The sequence below is a fragment of the Anaerolentibacter hominis genome (genome assembly GCF_032380675.1).
GTDB lineage: Bacteria > Bacillota > Clostridia > Lachnospirales > Lachnospiraceae > Anaerolentibacter > Anaerolentibacter hominis.
On the sequence record NZ_JAWDIX010000001.1, the window covers coordinates 222,371 to 238,607 of the forward strand.

The following is a 16,237-nucleotide window of genomic DNA, read 5'->3' on the forward strand; positions in this document are numbered from 1 at the left end:
AGGATAAACAGATTCAAACAATTGATTGACGCAGTGCATCTGCAGTATGCAGAGGGATTAAGATGAAAAATGGAAGCAGCAGTATCCGGGATATTTTAGAGCGGAGACAGAAAAACAGGGGGAAAAAGAGACGGATTTTCTGGATTGTCTCGATTGTTCTTGCGGCTGATATCCTGGTGATGGGGTTTGTCTTTCTGGCGGCGTATAATGGATGGCTGCGCCTGCCGGACGCTATACAGGCCAGAATTGATATCCTGCCGGATGCGAGAGCAAAAGATGGGAGACTCCATGACGGCACAGGAGAACCGGTGGAGACAGGAAATTTCAGGGTCCTTCTCAATCAGCTCCCAACGCTCTCTCAGGGAGAGCGGGATTTAAATCTTCAATATGAAAATCCTGAGGAGAATCAGTATAGCGCCCGGGCTTCGGTCTATCTGGAGGAGACGGGGGAACTGCTGGGATATACCAGGCGTGTTGATCCGGGAAAATATGTTGAGAACATCCGCCTGAGCCGGGAACTGCCTGCAGGGGATCATCCGGTCACGGTGCGGATCGAGCTGTTTGAAGAAAAGAAGCCCGCCGGGAGGCTGTCCCTCAATTTATCCATATGGGTTCCGGAGTAAGAAGGAGAATGCAGACAGATGAAAATGAAAACCTTACGAAAGATCCTGCTGATCCTGCTGATTCCACTTTCCATTATAGGAGCGGCCTTTGCCGGATTCTATGCCTATCGGATCATAGCGGAGCAGAAATCGGCAGAGACAGCGGGGCTGGTGCAGGATCCCAACGCCAGAATCGGAACTCTGGATCAGACTGAAGCAGAACGGATCAGGGAGCTGGAAGAGATCGTGAATAAAAGTATGATAACCATGTCGATCAATGCCACGCCCTGCTTCCGGAACGGGGAAGGGAACCTGATGCTGGAGAACCCTTCTGAAAATGGCAGCCGCATAACAGTGGCACTTTATCCCAGGGGAAAAGAAGAACAGGAAGAAGAGAAACTGTATCAGTCGGGGGCGCTGGACCCGGGGCAATATATCGACAATGTACGCCTGGACAGGGAACTCGCAGCGGGGGAATATCCCTGCACCGCATATTTTCTGGCGTATGATCTGTCGGATGACAGCTATATCGGAAAAGCGGCAATAGAAATTACGATCTATGTGGAGGAATAAGGCGGGGTGAAAAACAGAAAAAAAAGGATGTGGACAATCTCCGCCGGAATAATTTTACTTGCGGCTGCCGCTTGTATTCTGACATTTCAATGGAAAAAACCGGAGAAAAAAGAGCTGGGATACGAGCAGAATGTGGTGGTCGGCAACATACCGGGCAAGACAGAAGCGGAGCGGCTTGCAGAATTAGAAGAGATTGTAGACCGGGGAATGCTTACGCTGTCCATTAATGCGACGCCCGCCCTGTCGCTTAGCGGGGGCAGTATGGCAAACTGGCTGATCGAAAATCCGTCTAATCAGGGCAAATTGATCCGGGTGGAGGTATCGCTGGAAGACACGGGAGAGATTATCTATCAGACAGGATTTATTAAACCGGGCAGCTATGTGGCTGAGGCCCCGATGGATGTGAAACTGGGTGTGGGGCAGTATACCTGCCTCGCCACGTTTTACGGCTATGATCTGGAAAATGAAGAACTGATTGGTCAGGCAGCGGCGGAAATCAAGCTGACTGTGCAGGAATAAAGAAAGGAGAATAGAATGCGGCGGAAGAAAACAATAAAATGGCGGATAGCAGGCTCCTGTCTCCTTCTGTTCCTGTTCCTGCCGGTCGGGGAACGGGCAGTTCAGGTGGCGGCGCAAAATAGCCGTATGGGTACAGGAGAAAATATATATATGTCCTCATCCTCTGTGTCAAACGAAGATAAAACGCTGGACACCGCCACAGGCAGCGGGGATATGCAGACAGAATTTACCGGGCAGATCGCTCCTACGATCATCAGTGCTGAAGTGCCGGTGAAGGTAAGCTTTCAGGTAGATCCGGGCACCGTCTATCAGCCGGTGACGGCAGATGGACAGACACTGGAACTGAGCAGGATCATCAACCCAAGCAATGCGCAGGTCATTAACACTTCGACGGTACCAATCCGTGTCAACGTGGTATCGGTAGGACGGGAACAGTTTATACCGGGAGCGGATGCAAACCCCTACAACAAAGACTGGGAACTGCCCAACGACTTCAGCCTGGTCGGAAATCTGGATGGAATGAAGGCAGGCAATGCCCTGCTGGTGGTGGGAGAGGAAAATGAAACCTTTGCCAGTGAGGCAGCTTTTTTAGCGAGAGCCCTCGTGCCAACCGAGGCGGGGGAGAACCCGACGCCGATCCCGGTCATGGAAGTGGACGGGATTACCAGCGGCAATTTGGCGCCCAGCAAGAACCTCTGGGTATACGGGCGGGTCGTCAGTAATCATTATTATGGCCACTATAGCTTCAACGTAAGCATTACCATACGGATCGAGAGCATATAGGAACACCGTCAGAGGGGAGGGGCGCAGGCCTGCAAACTCCCAGGCGGGGGCAAAAAAAGATCTAAAAAAGAGAAACAGGAGGAAAAGGAAAATGAAAAGAGGGAAAATGGCTTTGGCTGTTGTTCTGGCTTTGGTTTTAACCTTAAGCGGTTCGGCAGCAGTTCTGGCATCATCGAATCCAACGATGGCAGAGAAAGATCTGACTATCACAAACGGAAGCGCTACATCGGATACAACCTTTAATGGGACGATAAAGGCCACACAGATCAAAGTGACGGTGCCCACAGCGGTCGCCTTTGATATTGACCCGACAAAAGAGGCGACAGCTACAAATACACAGATCACTCAGCCGGATGGTATTACAATCACCAATAAATCAGCGGTACCGATATGGGTAAGAGTTACCAATATAGCCGCGTCCTCAGGAGTTACACTGGTAGACAATGCAACTGCGTTATCTGCGGCAAAGAGCTTAATGTTTGGATTGAAGACAACATCTCCCACAGATTTCAGCACAGCCGCAGACTGGCTGAAGGGAGGGGATGCTAGTGGTGTAGGTACGATTACCGGTAATTATTATATTAATGATGGTAGCGCTCTGGATGCCTCTACCGCGGATAGCGCCGACGGCGGTGCACTGACCATGAAGATCTGCGGACAGACCAAATATGGCTGGAAGGCTGCGGATACCTTTACGGTGACGCCCACCTTTACGGTATCTGTCACGCAGCCTACTCCCTGATGAATTCTGCGGCAGGTGCTAAGAGTTAGAAGCAAATCCAGCGATAAAAAGGAGGGGGTGTGATGAAAGAATGAGTCGGAGAATTAGGCGGATTCTGACTTTATGCATGGCTGTACTTTTGACCGTGCTTTTGTCTGTCACGGCAATACAGGCATCTGGCTCTGCTTCCGGAAGCCAGAATATCTCCGGTCATATAGAAGGCAATGGAGATATTCAGCTGGAAGGGCAGGCAAACCCTCTGGTATCGTTGGATGTAGAGGTTAGAGGTGAAAAAGCCGACGGCCCTGTACTTCCGGATGCCTGGGTGGCGGTTCAGGAGAAGAGCAACGGCGTCGGATGCGATTCCAGCGGCCGGGTCAGGATTACTGGCCTGTCCAGGACGATAGAATACGATATTTATGTGACCTGCAGCGGATATAAAGACCGGACGGTCCGTTATCAGTACCCCGCCGGCGATTCGGATGGGGATGGGATTGATTTCCTGCAGGTAGTAATGGAAAAAGAACAACAGGGAGGCATTATCATCATACCTCCCATCCATCCGGATAACCCGGACGAGCCGGACAATCCAGATAACCCGGACAATCCAGATAACCCGGATAATCCCGACAACCCGGACAACCCGGATAAGCCGGACAATCCAGATAACCCGGACAATCCAGATAACCCGGATAATCCCGACAACCCGGACAACCCGGATAAGCCGGATAAGCCCAACCAGCCGGATAAATCAGATGGCAGCGGAAGTTCCAGCCAGCCCGGCCGGCCAGACAATTCCGGCGGCGAGGGAGACGGCAGCAAGCCCGCCGGCGGCGAGAAAACAGAAAATACCGGACAGGAAGAAAATGGAGAAAGCACTTCCGGGGATGAAACGCCGAAAGGCCCGGACATTGTGCTGGAGATTCCCGAGGGGGAATCTGAATTTATAATCACCAGGGAAATGATAGAACAGTCGATCGAAAACCGCAGCGATCTGCATGTGGTTTTTAAAGACAGAGATGGACAGAAGAAGACCTTCGTCTTTCCTGCGTTTAACGAACACGACGGCAGGGAGCTGTTGGGAGATAATGAGCTCAGGATAATTAAAGGGGAAGACGGGGAATATGGCGTCTGGCTGATTATTCCAGATGGAGATGAGGACAGTGTAAGTGCCGCGGTTCTCCATAATGTGGAAGAGCTGGCAGCAAAGAACAAACTGCCGCTGGGAATTCTGATCCGGAATAAAGAAGGCGACAGGCAGATTATAATTCCTGGAGAGGTACTGGAACATGAGACCTTTTTGGAACAGGATCTGCTGGTAGAATACAACCGTAAAGAGAATACAGCCAGTTTGGTATTTACCAATCAGTATAAAGCCCACGGGGATACGGCAGACATGACGGTACCAGAAGAAATCTGGAATATAGCGGAACAAGAAGGACTTAATTTGATTGTGCGCATCTATGACCCGAAGGATAGCAGCACGCTGTGGTATGAATGGATCTTTCGGACAGAAGATCTAAAAGATGTAAATGCCCAGGACATAGATCTGTTTATTCGGTCGGAACCGGACCCGAATGATCCGCTCCGAAAGAAGCTGAGACGGAGAAAAAGCCAATATCTGATCTTTGCACATCATGGAGAGCTTCCTGGCCAGGCAACCCTGCGGGTTAAAAACCAGGTGGGGTTTGAGGATGGAGAGCCGGTAGATCTGGTTTATTATGAGGATGAAACCGGTCAGCTTAAAACAACAGATTCGGGACTCGTCCCAGACAAAGACGGCTTTTATACAATGGACTGGGATCACTGTTCCAGCTGGGCCCTGACAGGCAGCCCGAACCTATGGTGGCTGTGGATAGCGGCAGGAATACTGACGTTGTTTCTGCTGATTCTGGCGCTGTTTCTCAGAAAGCATAAAAAAGAGAAAGCAGATTTAAACAGGCTGGAAATTTCTGAGGAAAAACTCGAAGCGGAGCCGGAGCAGCCCGAAGCGGTAACGAAGCCGGCAGAAGCAGAAACAGAGGAAACGAGCCTGGCAGCAGAGCCGGAAGAAGTGCAGCAAGAGAAACAACAGGAGGAGCGGCAGGAAGAGATAGGATCATCGGTTAAAAAACCGAAGGATACCGCAATAAATGATTCTCGGAACAAAGGAGGTAGGCAGGAATGGCAGAACCAGAACAGACAAAGCCTGAGATACACCAAGGGCCGCAAAAGAAAACGAAAAAGATATTAAAATGGCTGCTGCCGCTGGTCCTGGTAGTTGTAATTGGAATTGCAGCAGCACTTTCCTGGTACCTGTCCCACAGAGAAGAGAAGATGGAACCAAATGCGGTCGTAGGGATGATGCCGGGGAAGAGCCCGGAGCAGATTCAGGAAGAGCTGGACCGGAAAGTTGCGGAAAATATGATAGCATTTTCCATCAATGCGAAGCCGGTCTTTCCAAGCGGAAAGGGAAAAGGGAATATTCTCTTTGAAAATCCGGCCTCCAATGAAAAACTGACCAGAATGGAACTGTGCCGGGATGATACAGGTGAAGTGATTTATGAAACCGGCCTGATGGAACCGGGCAGCTATGTCCCGGAGGACACGCTGGATATGGAGCTGCCGGCAGGTGAATATGCCTGTACCGCCTATATCTATGCCTACCGGCAGTCAGACGAATCGTTTATCGGCAAGGTGGCGGCAGGAGTGACTGTAATGATAGAGAACTGACGGGGAGCAGCCCAGATTACTTGTAATTCTGCACGGGAGAACCAAAAGGAACGGCCCGTTTAGAATAAATTTTGATGGAAACCGGGCTTCACCACCCGGACGAACAGTAAGCAGGAGGAGAGAAAGGAGAAAAAATATGAAAAAGAAATTATTAGCATTAGCGCTGGCGGCAGTGCTGACATTAAACATGGGAGTTGTTGCCATGGCAGCAGGCGACACACAGTCTGTAAACGGAACAGGAGACCAGGGCGGGGATATACAGCTGGAGGCTGCTGTCCTTCAGGGGGCCGATCTGATTCAGGTTGTCATGCCCACCAAAATTAATTTTAACATTAATACAGATAGCAGCACTTATTTTGATGAGTTGATTTCCGGCAGGGGGACGATTACCAATAACTCTACAAAAGCGGTGAAAGTAGAAATCGTAGGAGTGCAGGATAGTGGTGTATCAACTCTGCTTACTAAGGCCAAAATTGCTCTGGCACCCTCTGATAATGCATATGTAAATGATTCCATGACGAATAAGGAAAAAGGTGAGGCAGTTCTGGCAGGTTCCAGCCCGAGCTATAAGCTGACTACCAGTGTGAGTCCAACCGCTTCTATCACATTATTCGACAGCCTTCCCACCAGAGCGAGCAAGTCTATCGAGGTATTCGGTACAGAGGAAACAGCCACCACAGCGATTGACGCTGCTTCTTATACCGTAGTAACCACACTGAAGATCAGTATTGCATCTTAATAAACAACGCTACTTATCATGATGTTTCCTTCGGGGGACAATACTGTTTACTGAATCAAATGGTGAGAAAACCGAGCGGCCCCGGGAGGGGCTGCCCGGACAAAAGAGCCCGGAGGAAACCGGACTTTTCTGTGCGGGCAGGTAGCAGGAGCTGCGGCAGAAGGAAAGGACAGAGGGATGGAAGAGAAAAGAGAGGAAAGAGCAGAATTAAAGAGGAAAGACAAAATAATAAAATCAAAGAAACCGGATAGAAAATGGGGAATGATCTTATTGCTGGCTGTTCTGCTGGCTGGGGCTGTCCTGCTGATTGTCAGACTCTGGCCGAAGGAGCAGGAACCGGCAGGAGAAACGCCGAATTATGCACCTAATGCTACCGTGGGAGCACTGCCCGGCAAGAGCGCCGAGGAAATCCAGAAGGATCTTGATGAGAAAGTGAAGGAAGGAATGATTGCGTTCACTATGAATTCCAAACCGGTATTTCCTGACGGAACGTCGGCAGGAAATCTGATGATGGAATGTCCGTCCAGCAATATTGATAATATTGAATTTGTAATCCATAGAAATGATACGGGAGAGGAGATATACCGGTCGGGGATTCTAAAGCCCAATCAATATATTCTGGAAGATAAACTTTCGGTAAGCCTGCCCAAAGGAGAATATCAGTGTACTGCAGATATAAAACTGATTGACGATGAAACATTAGAGGAAAAGGGAATGGTCCAGGCCGATGTACTGATAAAGGTAGATAATTAAGGGCAGAAAGGAGTGCTTGGTGGGACAGAATACGTGGAGAAGAGATCATCTGGAGAAACTTGCCGGAGAACTGGTCGGTGCTTATTTTGAAGTTTGTCATGACAGAGACATCGTTCGCCTTCTGTCCCCTGACATTTGCTGGATCGAGACGGGAAATGACGTAATATACCATACGAACAAAGCTATAGCAGAAGAACTGTCCGGCCAGCAGTTTACAAAAGGGGCATTTATCATAGAAGAGCATTATGAGACCATTGCCTTCTGCACGGAGTTGGCCTGCGTAGTCGCAGATCTGAAAATATCTGCCGGTAATGCAGATAAAATTACAAGGGGTATACCGCTGCGGTTCAGCATCCTGTTTCAAAGAGGAAAGGATGGGATACAGATTGTTCATGCGCACAATTCTATACCCAACCCCGGACAGGCGGGACAGGAAGATGCATTGACCGGAATCTGGAATATGGAAGGCTTCGTCAGAGAGACAAAGAAGATTCTGGAACGCAATGACAGCCAGCAGTATGTATTGATAAAAATAAATTTAAACCGGTTCCAGCGGGTTAATCGTCTGTATGGATACAGTTTTGGCGACAGGGTACTTAAGAATATAGCAGAAAATCTGCTCAGATGCTGCGGACGGGATGAGCTTTGCTGCCGTCTGGAAAAGGATAACTTTGCACTGCTCTGGAAATATGAGGACAAGGAACAGCTGGATCAGCGGATGACTCAGACAAGAGAAGTGCTGCTGGATCAGCGGATTAAAGAGGTTATGACTGTAGAGCTTACTTTTTCCGGTGGTATTTATCTGCTGCAGGACCGGGAAAAAGAAACAATCAAGGACATGCTGGATAAAGCCGCGGTTGCACTGGATAGCCTGACGGGGAAGAGGGAGAATGAGTACGCTTATTTTGAGCCGGATATGTATCGTCGGAAGGAATTTCAGAACAGATTAATGCAGGAGGCACCGCAGGCACTCAAAAAGAAAGAGTTTCAACTTTACATTCAGCCCCAGGTAGATGTGAAGACGGAACGTATCGTAGCGGGGGAGGCTCTGGTGCGGTGGAAACGGGAAAATGGAGTATTACTGATGCCGCGGGACTTTATCCCTCTATTTGAGCAGGAAGGACTGATACTGGAACTGGACTTTTACATGCTGGAGCTAGTCTGCGCCAGGATAAGAAAATGGCTGGATCTGGGCTATGAACCGGCAAGGCTCTCGGTCAATCAGTCCAGACTTCATGTGAAGGATGCAGGCTATATTGACCGGTTTTGTGAAATAACCAAACGCTATGCCATCCCAAATGGGACAATTAGCTTCGAACTGACCGAAAGTGCTTTTATTGAAAATGAAGATGATATGTACCGGGTAGCCCGTGAACTGCATGAAAAAGGATTTGCACTGGAAATCGACGACTTTGGGACAGGATATGCTTCTTTAAGTATTATTAACCGACTGGAGGCAGATGTTCTGAAAATAGACAAGAGTCTGCTGGAGGGATTAAAAGACGAAGCGGGAAACCGCAGCTACAAAATATTAAAGAAAGTAATCGAAATGGCTCATGAGACCGGAATGCAGGTGACTTGTGAGGGAGTTGAAAAAAGAGAACAGGTAGAATGTCTGAAAAAACTGGGCTGCGATATGGTGCAGGGATTTTACTATGGCAGACCCATGCCGGCAGAAGAATTTGGACTGGTAATGCAGAAAAATAAGTCAGATAACATAGGGATACAAAGGAGGAGCCTGCAGGATGGCAAGACATAAAAAGATCAGAAAGATCGGAAGTATGCCGGAGTACGATAACTTTGGGCCATTAGAGCGATTGGAGGACAAAAAAGAGGTTGTCACAATGCTGGTGGACGAATATGAGGTTATTCGGCTTATAGATATGTATGCCTACAGCCAGAAAGAATGTGCGGAGAGAATGGGGGTCGCAAGAACCACGGTACAGTCCATTTATGAACAGGGGCGGCATAAACTGGCGGAGGCGCTGGTGACCGGCAAGTCATTAAAGATTACAGGAGGTAATTATGAACTTTGTCCGGAGATGGATATTGATCTAAAAGTAAAAGAACTGGTAAAATAGAGAGGGCAGTTTCGGCTGCCCTCTCTATTTTATTACAATAAGCAGGATCGCGAAGCATACCTGCGTTTGATACAATAAGACGGTCTGCTCTATCCCTCTGCCGGAACATCGTCCGGCTGATATTCTTTTACACGCAGTGCGCGGATTGCGTTGAGAATTGCGATAACAGATACGCCTACATCGGCGAATACCGCGTCCCACATGGATGCAAAGCCGATAGCGCCGAGAACCAGAACCAGTGCCTTTATTCCCAGTGCAAACACAATGTTCTGATGAACAATGCGAAGGGTCTTTCTGGAAATCTGCATGACAGTTGCAATCTTGGAAGGTTCGTCTGTCATGATTACTACGTCTGCGGCCTCGATTGCCGCATCAGAACCAAGACCTCCCATGGCAATGCCGATATCTGCTCTTGCCAGTACCGGAGCGTCGTTGATCCCATCGCCGACGAAGGCTAATTTGCCTTTTTCTCTGGTTTGATTCAGAAGTTTCTCCATATAGTCAACCTTATCGGCGGGAAGGAGTTCTGTGTGCACTTCGTCCAGACCGAGGCGGGAAGCCACCTTGCGTCCAACCGCATCGGAATCACCGGTGAGCATAACCGTCCGCCGTATACCAGACTGCTTTAAAGCGCGTATTGCCTGGGAAGCATCCGCTTTTAATTCATCCTCAATCAGAAGAGCACCCAGGTAACGGCCTTCTTGTGCTACATATACAATCGTGCCAGTCTCTTTGAGCGGAGTATATGCAATATTTTCTGCTTCCATCAATCTGGCGTTTCCAGCCAGGACTGCCTTATTATCTACCTGAACTTTTACCCCATGACCCGCAATTTCCTGCACTTCACGAATTCGGGAGGGTTCTACTTCTTTGCCGTATGCTTTCCGTATGGAAAGAGAGATTGGATGACTGGAATCATGTTCTGCACAGGCTGCCAGCTCCAGGAGTGCGTCCGCGTCAATACCCTTAGCAGGATACAGCCCTGTTACAGCAAAAGCACCCTTTGTGAGTGTACCGGTTTTATCAAATACGACGATCTCCGTTGAGGCCAGGGCTTCCAGATAGTTACTGCCTTTAATTAATACGCCGCACTTGGAGGCACCGCCGATTCCGCCGAAGAAGCTTAACGGAACCGAAATGACAAGGGCGCAGGGGCAGGAGATAACAAGAAAGGTTAAGGCACTGTGAATCCAAGGGCCAAAGCTCTGACCGGTTATAAGAGGAGGAAGAACTGCCAGAAGCACAGCCGCAATCACAACGGACGGAGTGTAATAACGGGCAAAGCGGGTAATAAATGCCTCGGATTTGGATTTTTTACTGCTGGCGTTCTCCACCAGATCCAGAATTTTGGCAACGGTGGATTGCCCATATTCTTTGCTGACTCTGATCTGCAGTGTTCCGGTTTGATTGATGCAGCCGCTGATCACATCAGAATCAGGCCCCACATCCCGGGGAAGAGACTCACCGGTTAAGGCGGAGGTATCCAGGGCAGAACGGCCTTCCAGCACCACGCCGTCCAGGGGAACCCGCTCACCTGGTTTAACGATAATCGTTTCGCCTATTTGAACATCTTCCGGGTCGACCTCCTGAGGAACTCCATCCCGAATTACATTGGCATAGTCTGGCCGGATATCCATCAGGCTGGAGATCGAACGGCGTGATTTATTAACGGCATAGGACTGAAACCACTCACCAACCTGATAAAACAACATAACAGATACGCCTTCTGCATAGTCGCCCAGGCACATGGCACCCACTGTAGCCACAGCCATAAGAAAGTTTTCATCGAATACCTGACCGTGAAGTATATTTGTAACCGCCTTCCAGAGAATATCCCAGCCGATGACCGCGTAACATAGTAAAAACGCGCCGAAACGGGCGGCTGGTCCAAGCGGCAGAAGCACAGCAAGCAAAAGCAAAGCCGCGGCTGCAAGAATCCGGTATAATTGTTTTTTCTGCTTTCTTGTCATAATGACACCCTCCCACTATTTCTCAAATCACTTATATGCGGACAGTAACATCTGGTTCTATTTTATGAATCAATTTAACTACTTCTGCCGCAACGATATCAAAACGGTCATCCTCCGCATCTAACATCATGTTCTGGCTCATAAAATTTACTTCTGCTTGATTAACGCCGTCCAGTTTCCTGACTGCATTTTCTATCTTGGCTGCGCAGTGCGCACAATCCAGATCAATTAATTTCACATTCTTCTTCATGGTTATTGTCTCCCCTTTTTCATAGTTACATTCAATGATTAAATGATTGTTTAATTGTTGATTATAATATATGATAAATAACAAGATATGTCAACTGTTTTCTTAAATTAACTTTTTAATGAATTCAAGACCTATACTGACCGGGTATCCTAAAATAATATGGAAAAATCCGGATTGCCATCATGAATGAGAAAGAACAGCCGCCTTCTTTTTGAAATGGCAACTGTTCTTATCTGCTATGACGAAAGAATTACTATATAGTTTTTAAAGACACTAGTAATGAACCGTAGCTAGACTGTTTTTATTGCAATAGAAATACATTCATCGCAACCCTTGCTCCTATCAACATTTGCAATATGACAGCTGAATTTCTTACCTTCTTCAATCATGTGAATAAATGCCAATGAATAGTACCGGGGAATATAGCCTAATAAATCTTCTGTTTCGTTCGTTACACGAATTGCATTTTCGTCAAAAGGATTATCAAGCTCTCTGTTTAAAAAAACTTCATCCCCTCTTGTTACATTAATTGCATTGGAACAATCATCCCCTTCACATCCCAGGTAATGCCGCACCCCCGCTAAGTAAAATACTTTTTCAAATCCACTGTCTAAATTTAAAATAGGATCAATAAAATAAAGGTTATCAATAGGTAATTTAGCACCGCTTCTCTTTAGTAATTGATATACATCATATTCCTCTAGATCATACTTTTTTAATATATTGTCAATGTCTTTCCTCTTTCGATCAGGTAAACGGCTAGAAAATACAGGAAATAATTCATTACTTTTATACACTCTATCTAAATCTTCAAAAGAAATCAACGGCGTGAATCCTGCTTCCTGCGCCTCCTTGATTTCCCCATAATATTGGAACTCATATTGCCCATTTTTACTTAATCGGCCAATAATATATTGACGTCGTGTCTTATCACATTTCCAAATTAAATACAAGAAGTCTTTACCTTCATTAATTGTCACTATACTTCTCCTCTCCAAAATAAACTTTACGCATCATGTCTACCTTACATAATAAAAATTTTGTAATAAGTTCTTTCTTTTTATTAGATAAGTCCGGTTCTATATAATACCTTAATATATCAGAAATTTTTTCTTCTGTCAGTAGTAGTATAATTTGTTTTGCTAATTCGCTGGTCTCTTCAAAATAATTTTCCTTTAGATAACCTAAAACCTCAAGATGTGTTGGACGTTTATCTTCATCAACCGTACGACGAATTAGTGATCTTGATTTTGTATCTACAAGGGCCCACCACCTTTTTTTGTCTTTTCCCAGATAATTATCAATTTGATCTTCCTGGACGTAAGCACATAAAGATGAACTATTATCATATAATGGAGACCATCTCATCTGCATTCCATCTGAGATTATCGCCCAATTGCTTTGATGGCGGTCTGAATTTCCAATCAGATAATCAAATAGAAGCATGTTCAGAAAGTCTTTAATGGATACAAAATCTTTAATTGAGTTCACTATCATCTCTATAGAATATCTACGCTGTGTCACTGTATCAATAAACTTTTCTGGATCATAATATGAATTCTTATAATAAATCAAGCTAATTCCCTCGATGAGAATTTCACTTGATTTCTCAACAATATTATAACTCATAGAACCAACTCTGCCGTTAAACATACCCAATTCAAATTTAGCGCATGGGATTTCTAATAATGTTGCAAGCTGGTAAGAAATACACTCGGATATATGATCGGTGGTTCCAGAGTCCTTCCTGAACTTAAACAGTCCCGTCTGTCCTGTATCAGGATTTTGCAGCCATATCTTTTCACTTCGGCCACTTCCTTCTGATGTCCCGTTATATTCTTCCCAATATGAGAAATCTTTCAACGTACCACCTCCAACACTGAATACATCGTAACAAATTGAATAACCTAACTCCTTCTCGTATCTAATTATAACAAATTAAAATGTAAAAGTATAGTTATTTTAGAACGTTTGTTCTTTTTCTTCGCACAACCATTATTAATCAGGAGATCAAGCCTGTTTTTCGATCTCCTTTATCATTTTCTGACTTATGGTGCGTACATTCATTCCGTTTACTTCAATATGATCGTCTACTGTAATCACAAGACATTGCTTTCCATCGATAATCCGGGTTTCAATCAAATCGGTTCGTTCCGGGTTGACCTGAATGACGATATCCGGTGTCTGAATACTGAATTTGCGCAGATTGGTGATGTTGGATGCCAGGAGAGAGGTCTGTTCTCCGGCGGTGGTATCATAATCTTTTTCAAATTCTTCAATTTTTTCATCCGCCACACCGCTCTGTTCCAATACCTTCTTTACATCAGTTTTAGAGAGAAGAAGCGGTTCCGGATCATCCTTTTTCTCTTCAATCATTTCATTCAGGGTATCGTGAATGGTTTTAACTACCTGATAACTGCACTCTTCCCCCAGGGATTCTTCCAAAATTGTATGGAACGTTTCCTTCTGGCTTTCCGCAGACATGGGGACAGCGCTTCCAAGCACCTGCTCGATAAAATCAGGCTGCAGTTCTTCCGGTTTCCGGCTGTAATAGAGAACACCGTGGATATCCGCCGCCCTGTCGTTAAAGACAGGGAAGAGAAAGCCTTTTGCCGGGGCATCCACAATCCAGTCCCGGATGCGGTCTTCGATACTATTGGTGCTGGCATTATAACACAGACCGGGCTTGGTTAATTTGACAGGACAGATACTGCAAAGTATGTATTCATAGACGTTGTCCGAAGCGTCGAACATTTCGGTGCCGTCTGTGGCCTTGCCGGGGATATCATAGGTGACGTGGATCAGCAGGATCAGATAGTTCTCCCCGTAATTATAGCTGGCGATTACCTGATCGTAGAATTCTTCCAGCAGCATATCATCCTGTAACTTGCTGTTTCGAAGCTTTAAGAGGAACTCCTGTCTTCCGCCGGGCAGTTCCTGCTCCAGGGGGAATTCCATATTGAGCAGGTTTTTGCCGATTGTACCGGATAACGTCTGCTTAAATAAATCCAGATATTTAAACACTTCTTCCTCCGGCAGACAGAGAAAGGTTTCCTTCAGTTCCAGTTTCTTATTTTTATCACCGTCCACATAGCAGCCGCATACCTGAGAGATGGTGCAGCGCTCCGGCGTGAACTGTTTTCTTATTTCCAATACTTCTTTTTTGTTCATACAAGTAACTCCTTTTATGTAAGATTCAACTGGTCTTCTTGTCATCGGCAGACAGGATATTTCCTGCCGTGTCATGGTATTCATAGTACCACAGCCCGGACTTATTTTCAATTTGGTTTCCAGCCGGATCTCTGTGTTCTGAAACCTCTGCTTAGCTGAATATGGTTTAAGGAGCTTGTGAAAATCAGAATAATAAGGGGACTCATATATTGAAGCAACTGCTGCTGATCGGACTGTCCTGGCTGATACTGTGCGGCCTGCCGCTGCGGCCGGTTACCGAGGTGTGGTTTGAAAAACCAGGAAATGTGTATACCGGCGAAATTATCCCGGTTCGGAAATACACTTCTTACCGGCGTCATGAGCCTGTTCTGGAGCTGGAGAAAGATTATATGGAACGGGAACGGATATGGTATGTGAGCAGTGATCCGGCTGTTATCCGTGTGGCAGGCGATGGCAGGCTGCAGGCCGTGGGTGAGGGGAAAGCAGTCGTTACCGGCGAAAATGCCAGGGGTATCCGGATAGAGCGCGTGTTTTACGTAAGCAGGAAATTAACGCTGTCATTCAAGAGGCGGCAGGCCGTCCTTGGGGAATCGGAACGTAACCTGCTGGAAACATTTGGAGAACCGGATGTAACCGGAAAGTCCTGCTATGGAGAATGTTCTTATCTATATTGGGACGAAGATGAGGGAATCTGCATTTTTTATATTTCACAGGGAAAGATTGCAGGCTTTTATACGGATGTAACAGAGAACCTGCTTCGTCTGAGCCAAATTGAGGACTCTGAGGATATAGCGGCTTCGGCCTGCACGGTCCAGTATTATACGGATCAGATAGAGGACCGGCCGGTGGGTGTCCGTGTTCTGGATACTGCATTGGAATATAATCAATTTGACAAGACGATTCTTAACTACATGGAACAGGAAATATTTTTTCTCTCTAATTCTCTTCGTATAAAGTACGGATATGTCCCATTTAAATGGTCAGAGAAAGCGGCGGAGTGTGCGGCTGTGCGAAGTGCGGAGATGGCAGAAAGGGACTATTTCGATCATATAAATCCTGAGGGTGTCACACCCTTTGACCGGATGAAGGAAGCAGGAATTTCTTATCAAAGCGCGGGAGAAAATATAGCAGCCGGTTACAGGGATTCGGTAGAGGTAAGCTTCGGATGGCTTAATTCACCGGGGCACCGGGAGAACCTGATGAATCATAATTTCCGCTTCATGGGTATCGGTATAGAGTATGCTGCCTATACGGAATACGGCAGTTATTATACACAGATGTTTTACCAATAAATGTTGTACGCTCTGCTTTTCTGTTATATACTAAAAAAAGATATGTGGACGAAAATTGATGAGAACGGATC

The 16,237-nt window shown here is 46.6% G+C and carries 17 protein-coding genes; 12 read left to right on the forward strand and 5 right to left on the reverse strand.

The window, feature by feature from the left end; translation table 11 throughout:
• The first annotated feature begins 62 nt into the window (after positions 1–62).
• The 11 genes from ABCW47_RS00900 (at position 63) to ABCW47_RS00950 (ending at position 9,483) form a co-directional block, all read left to right on the forward strand.
• Positions 63–623, forward strand: a complete 561-nt coding sequence (locus ABCW47_RS00900; RefSeq protein ID WP_343207981.1) for a hypothetical protein — start codon at positions 63–65, stop codon at positions 621–623.
• Between the two features lie 18 nt (positions 624–641).
• Positions 642–1,175 carry a hypothetical protein gene (locus tag ABCW47_RS00905; protein ID WP_343207982.1) on the forward strand — a complete coding sequence of 178 codons (534 nt, stop codon included), beginning with the start codon at positions 642–644 and terminating at the stop codon, positions 1,173–1,175.
• Between the two features lie 6 nt (positions 1,176–1,181).
• The gene (locus ABCW47_RS00910; protein ID WP_343207983.1) at positions 1,182–1,694 is read left to right on the forward strand and encodes a hypothetical protein; all 513 of its coding nucleotides are present in this window, start codon (positions 1,182–1,184) and stop codon (positions 1,692–1,694) included.
• 15 nt (positions 1,695–1,709) lie between these two features.
• Positions 1,710–2,477 (forward strand): hypothetical protein, encoded by a 768-nt coding sequence (locus ABCW47_RS00915; RefSeq protein WP_343207984.1) that lies wholly within the window; start codon positions 1,710–1,712, stop codon positions 2,475–2,477.
• 91 nt (positions 2,478–2,568) lie between these two features.
• Positions 2,569–3,219: a hypothetical protein gene (locus ABCW47_RS00920; RefSeq protein WP_343207985.1), complete on the forward strand. Its 651-nt coding sequence runs from the start codon at positions 2,569–2,571 to the stop codon at positions 3,217–3,219.
• A 70-nt stretch (positions 3,220–3,289) separates the two neighbouring features.
• On the forward strand, positions 3,290–5,431 hold the full coding sequence (locus tag ABCW47_RS00925; RefSeq protein WP_343207986.1) for a hypothetical protein: 2,142 nt from the start codon (positions 3,290–3,292) through the stop codon (positions 5,429–5,431).
• Positions 5,362–5,910 (forward strand): hypothetical protein, encoded by a 549-nt coding sequence (locus ABCW47_RS00930; protein ID WP_343207987.1) that lies wholly within the window; start codon positions 5,362–5,364, stop codon positions 5,908–5,910. The genes ABCW47_RS00925 and ABCW47_RS00930 overlap by 70 nt, the downstream gene beginning before the upstream one ends.
• 136 nt (positions 5,911–6,046) lie before the next feature.
• A complete protein-coding gene (locus ABCW47_RS00935; protein WP_343207988.1) occupies positions 6,047–6,649 on the forward strand; it encodes a hypothetical protein in 603 nt (200 codons plus the stop codon).
• A gap of 177 nt (positions 6,650–6,826) precedes the next feature.
• Positions 6,827–7,402: a hypothetical protein gene (locus ABCW47_RS00940; protein ID WP_343207989.1), complete on the forward strand. Its 576-nt coding sequence runs from the start codon at positions 6,827–6,829 to the stop codon at positions 7,400–7,402.
• Between the two features lie 19 nt (positions 7,403–7,421).
• A complete protein-coding gene (locus tag ABCW47_RS00945) occupies positions 7,422–9,161 on the forward strand; it encodes an EAL domain-containing protein (protein ID WP_343207990.1) in 1,740 nt (579 codons plus the stop codon).
• Entirely contained in the window at positions 9,148–9,483 is a 336-nt protein-coding gene (locus tag ABCW47_RS00950) for a DUF134 domain-containing protein (RefSeq protein WP_343207991.1), read from the forward strand. The genes ABCW47_RS00945 and ABCW47_RS00950 overlap by 14 nt, the downstream gene beginning before the upstream one ends.
• A gap of 89 nt (positions 9,484–9,572) precedes the next feature.
• Here ABCW47_RS00950 and ABCW47_RS00955 read toward each other — a convergent pair whose 3' ends face one another.
• The 5 genes from ABCW47_RS00955 to ABCW47_RS00975 form a co-directional block, all read right to left on the reverse strand.
• Positions 9,573–11,453, reverse strand: a complete 1,881-nt coding sequence (locus ABCW47_RS00955) for a heavy metal translocating P-type ATPase (RefSeq protein ID WP_343207992.1) — start codon at positions 11,451–11,453, stop codon at positions 9,573–9,575.
• Between the two features lie 31 nt (positions 11,454–11,484).
• Entirely contained in the window at positions 11,485–11,703 is a 219-nt protein-coding gene (locus ABCW47_RS00960; RefSeq protein WP_343207993.1) for a cation transporter, read from the reverse strand.
• Between the two features lie 290 nt (positions 11,704–11,993).
• Positions 11,994–12,683 carry an HIRAN domain-containing protein gene (locus ABCW47_RS00965; RefSeq protein WP_343207994.1) on the reverse strand — a complete coding sequence of 230 codons (690 nt, stop codon included), beginning with the start codon at positions 12,681–12,683 and terminating at the stop codon, positions 11,994–11,996.
• On the reverse strand, positions 12,673–13,566 hold the full coding sequence (locus tag ABCW47_RS00970) for a HipA domain-containing protein (protein ID WP_343207995.1): 894 nt from the start codon (positions 13,564–13,566) through the stop codon (positions 12,673–12,675). Before ABCW47_RS00970 ends, ABCW47_RS00965 begins: the two co-directional genes overlap by 11 nt.
• A 147-nt stretch (positions 13,567–13,713) precedes the next feature.
• Positions 13,714–14,874 carry a DUF4317 domain-containing protein gene (locus ABCW47_RS00975; RefSeq protein ID WP_343207996.1) on the reverse strand — a complete coding sequence of 387 codons (1,161 nt, stop codon included), beginning with the start codon at positions 14,872–14,874 and terminating at the stop codon, positions 13,714–13,716.
• Positions 14,875–15,083: 209 nt separating this feature from the next.
• Between ABCW47_RS00975 and ABCW47_RS00980 the strand changes: the two genes are divergently transcribed.
• The gene (locus ABCW47_RS00980) at positions 15,084–16,166 is read left to right on the forward strand and encodes a CAP domain-containing protein (RefSeq protein WP_343207997.1); all 1,083 of its coding nucleotides are present in this window, start codon (positions 15,084–15,086) and stop codon (positions 16,164–16,166) included.
• Positions 16,167–16,237: the final 71 nt, after the last annotated feature.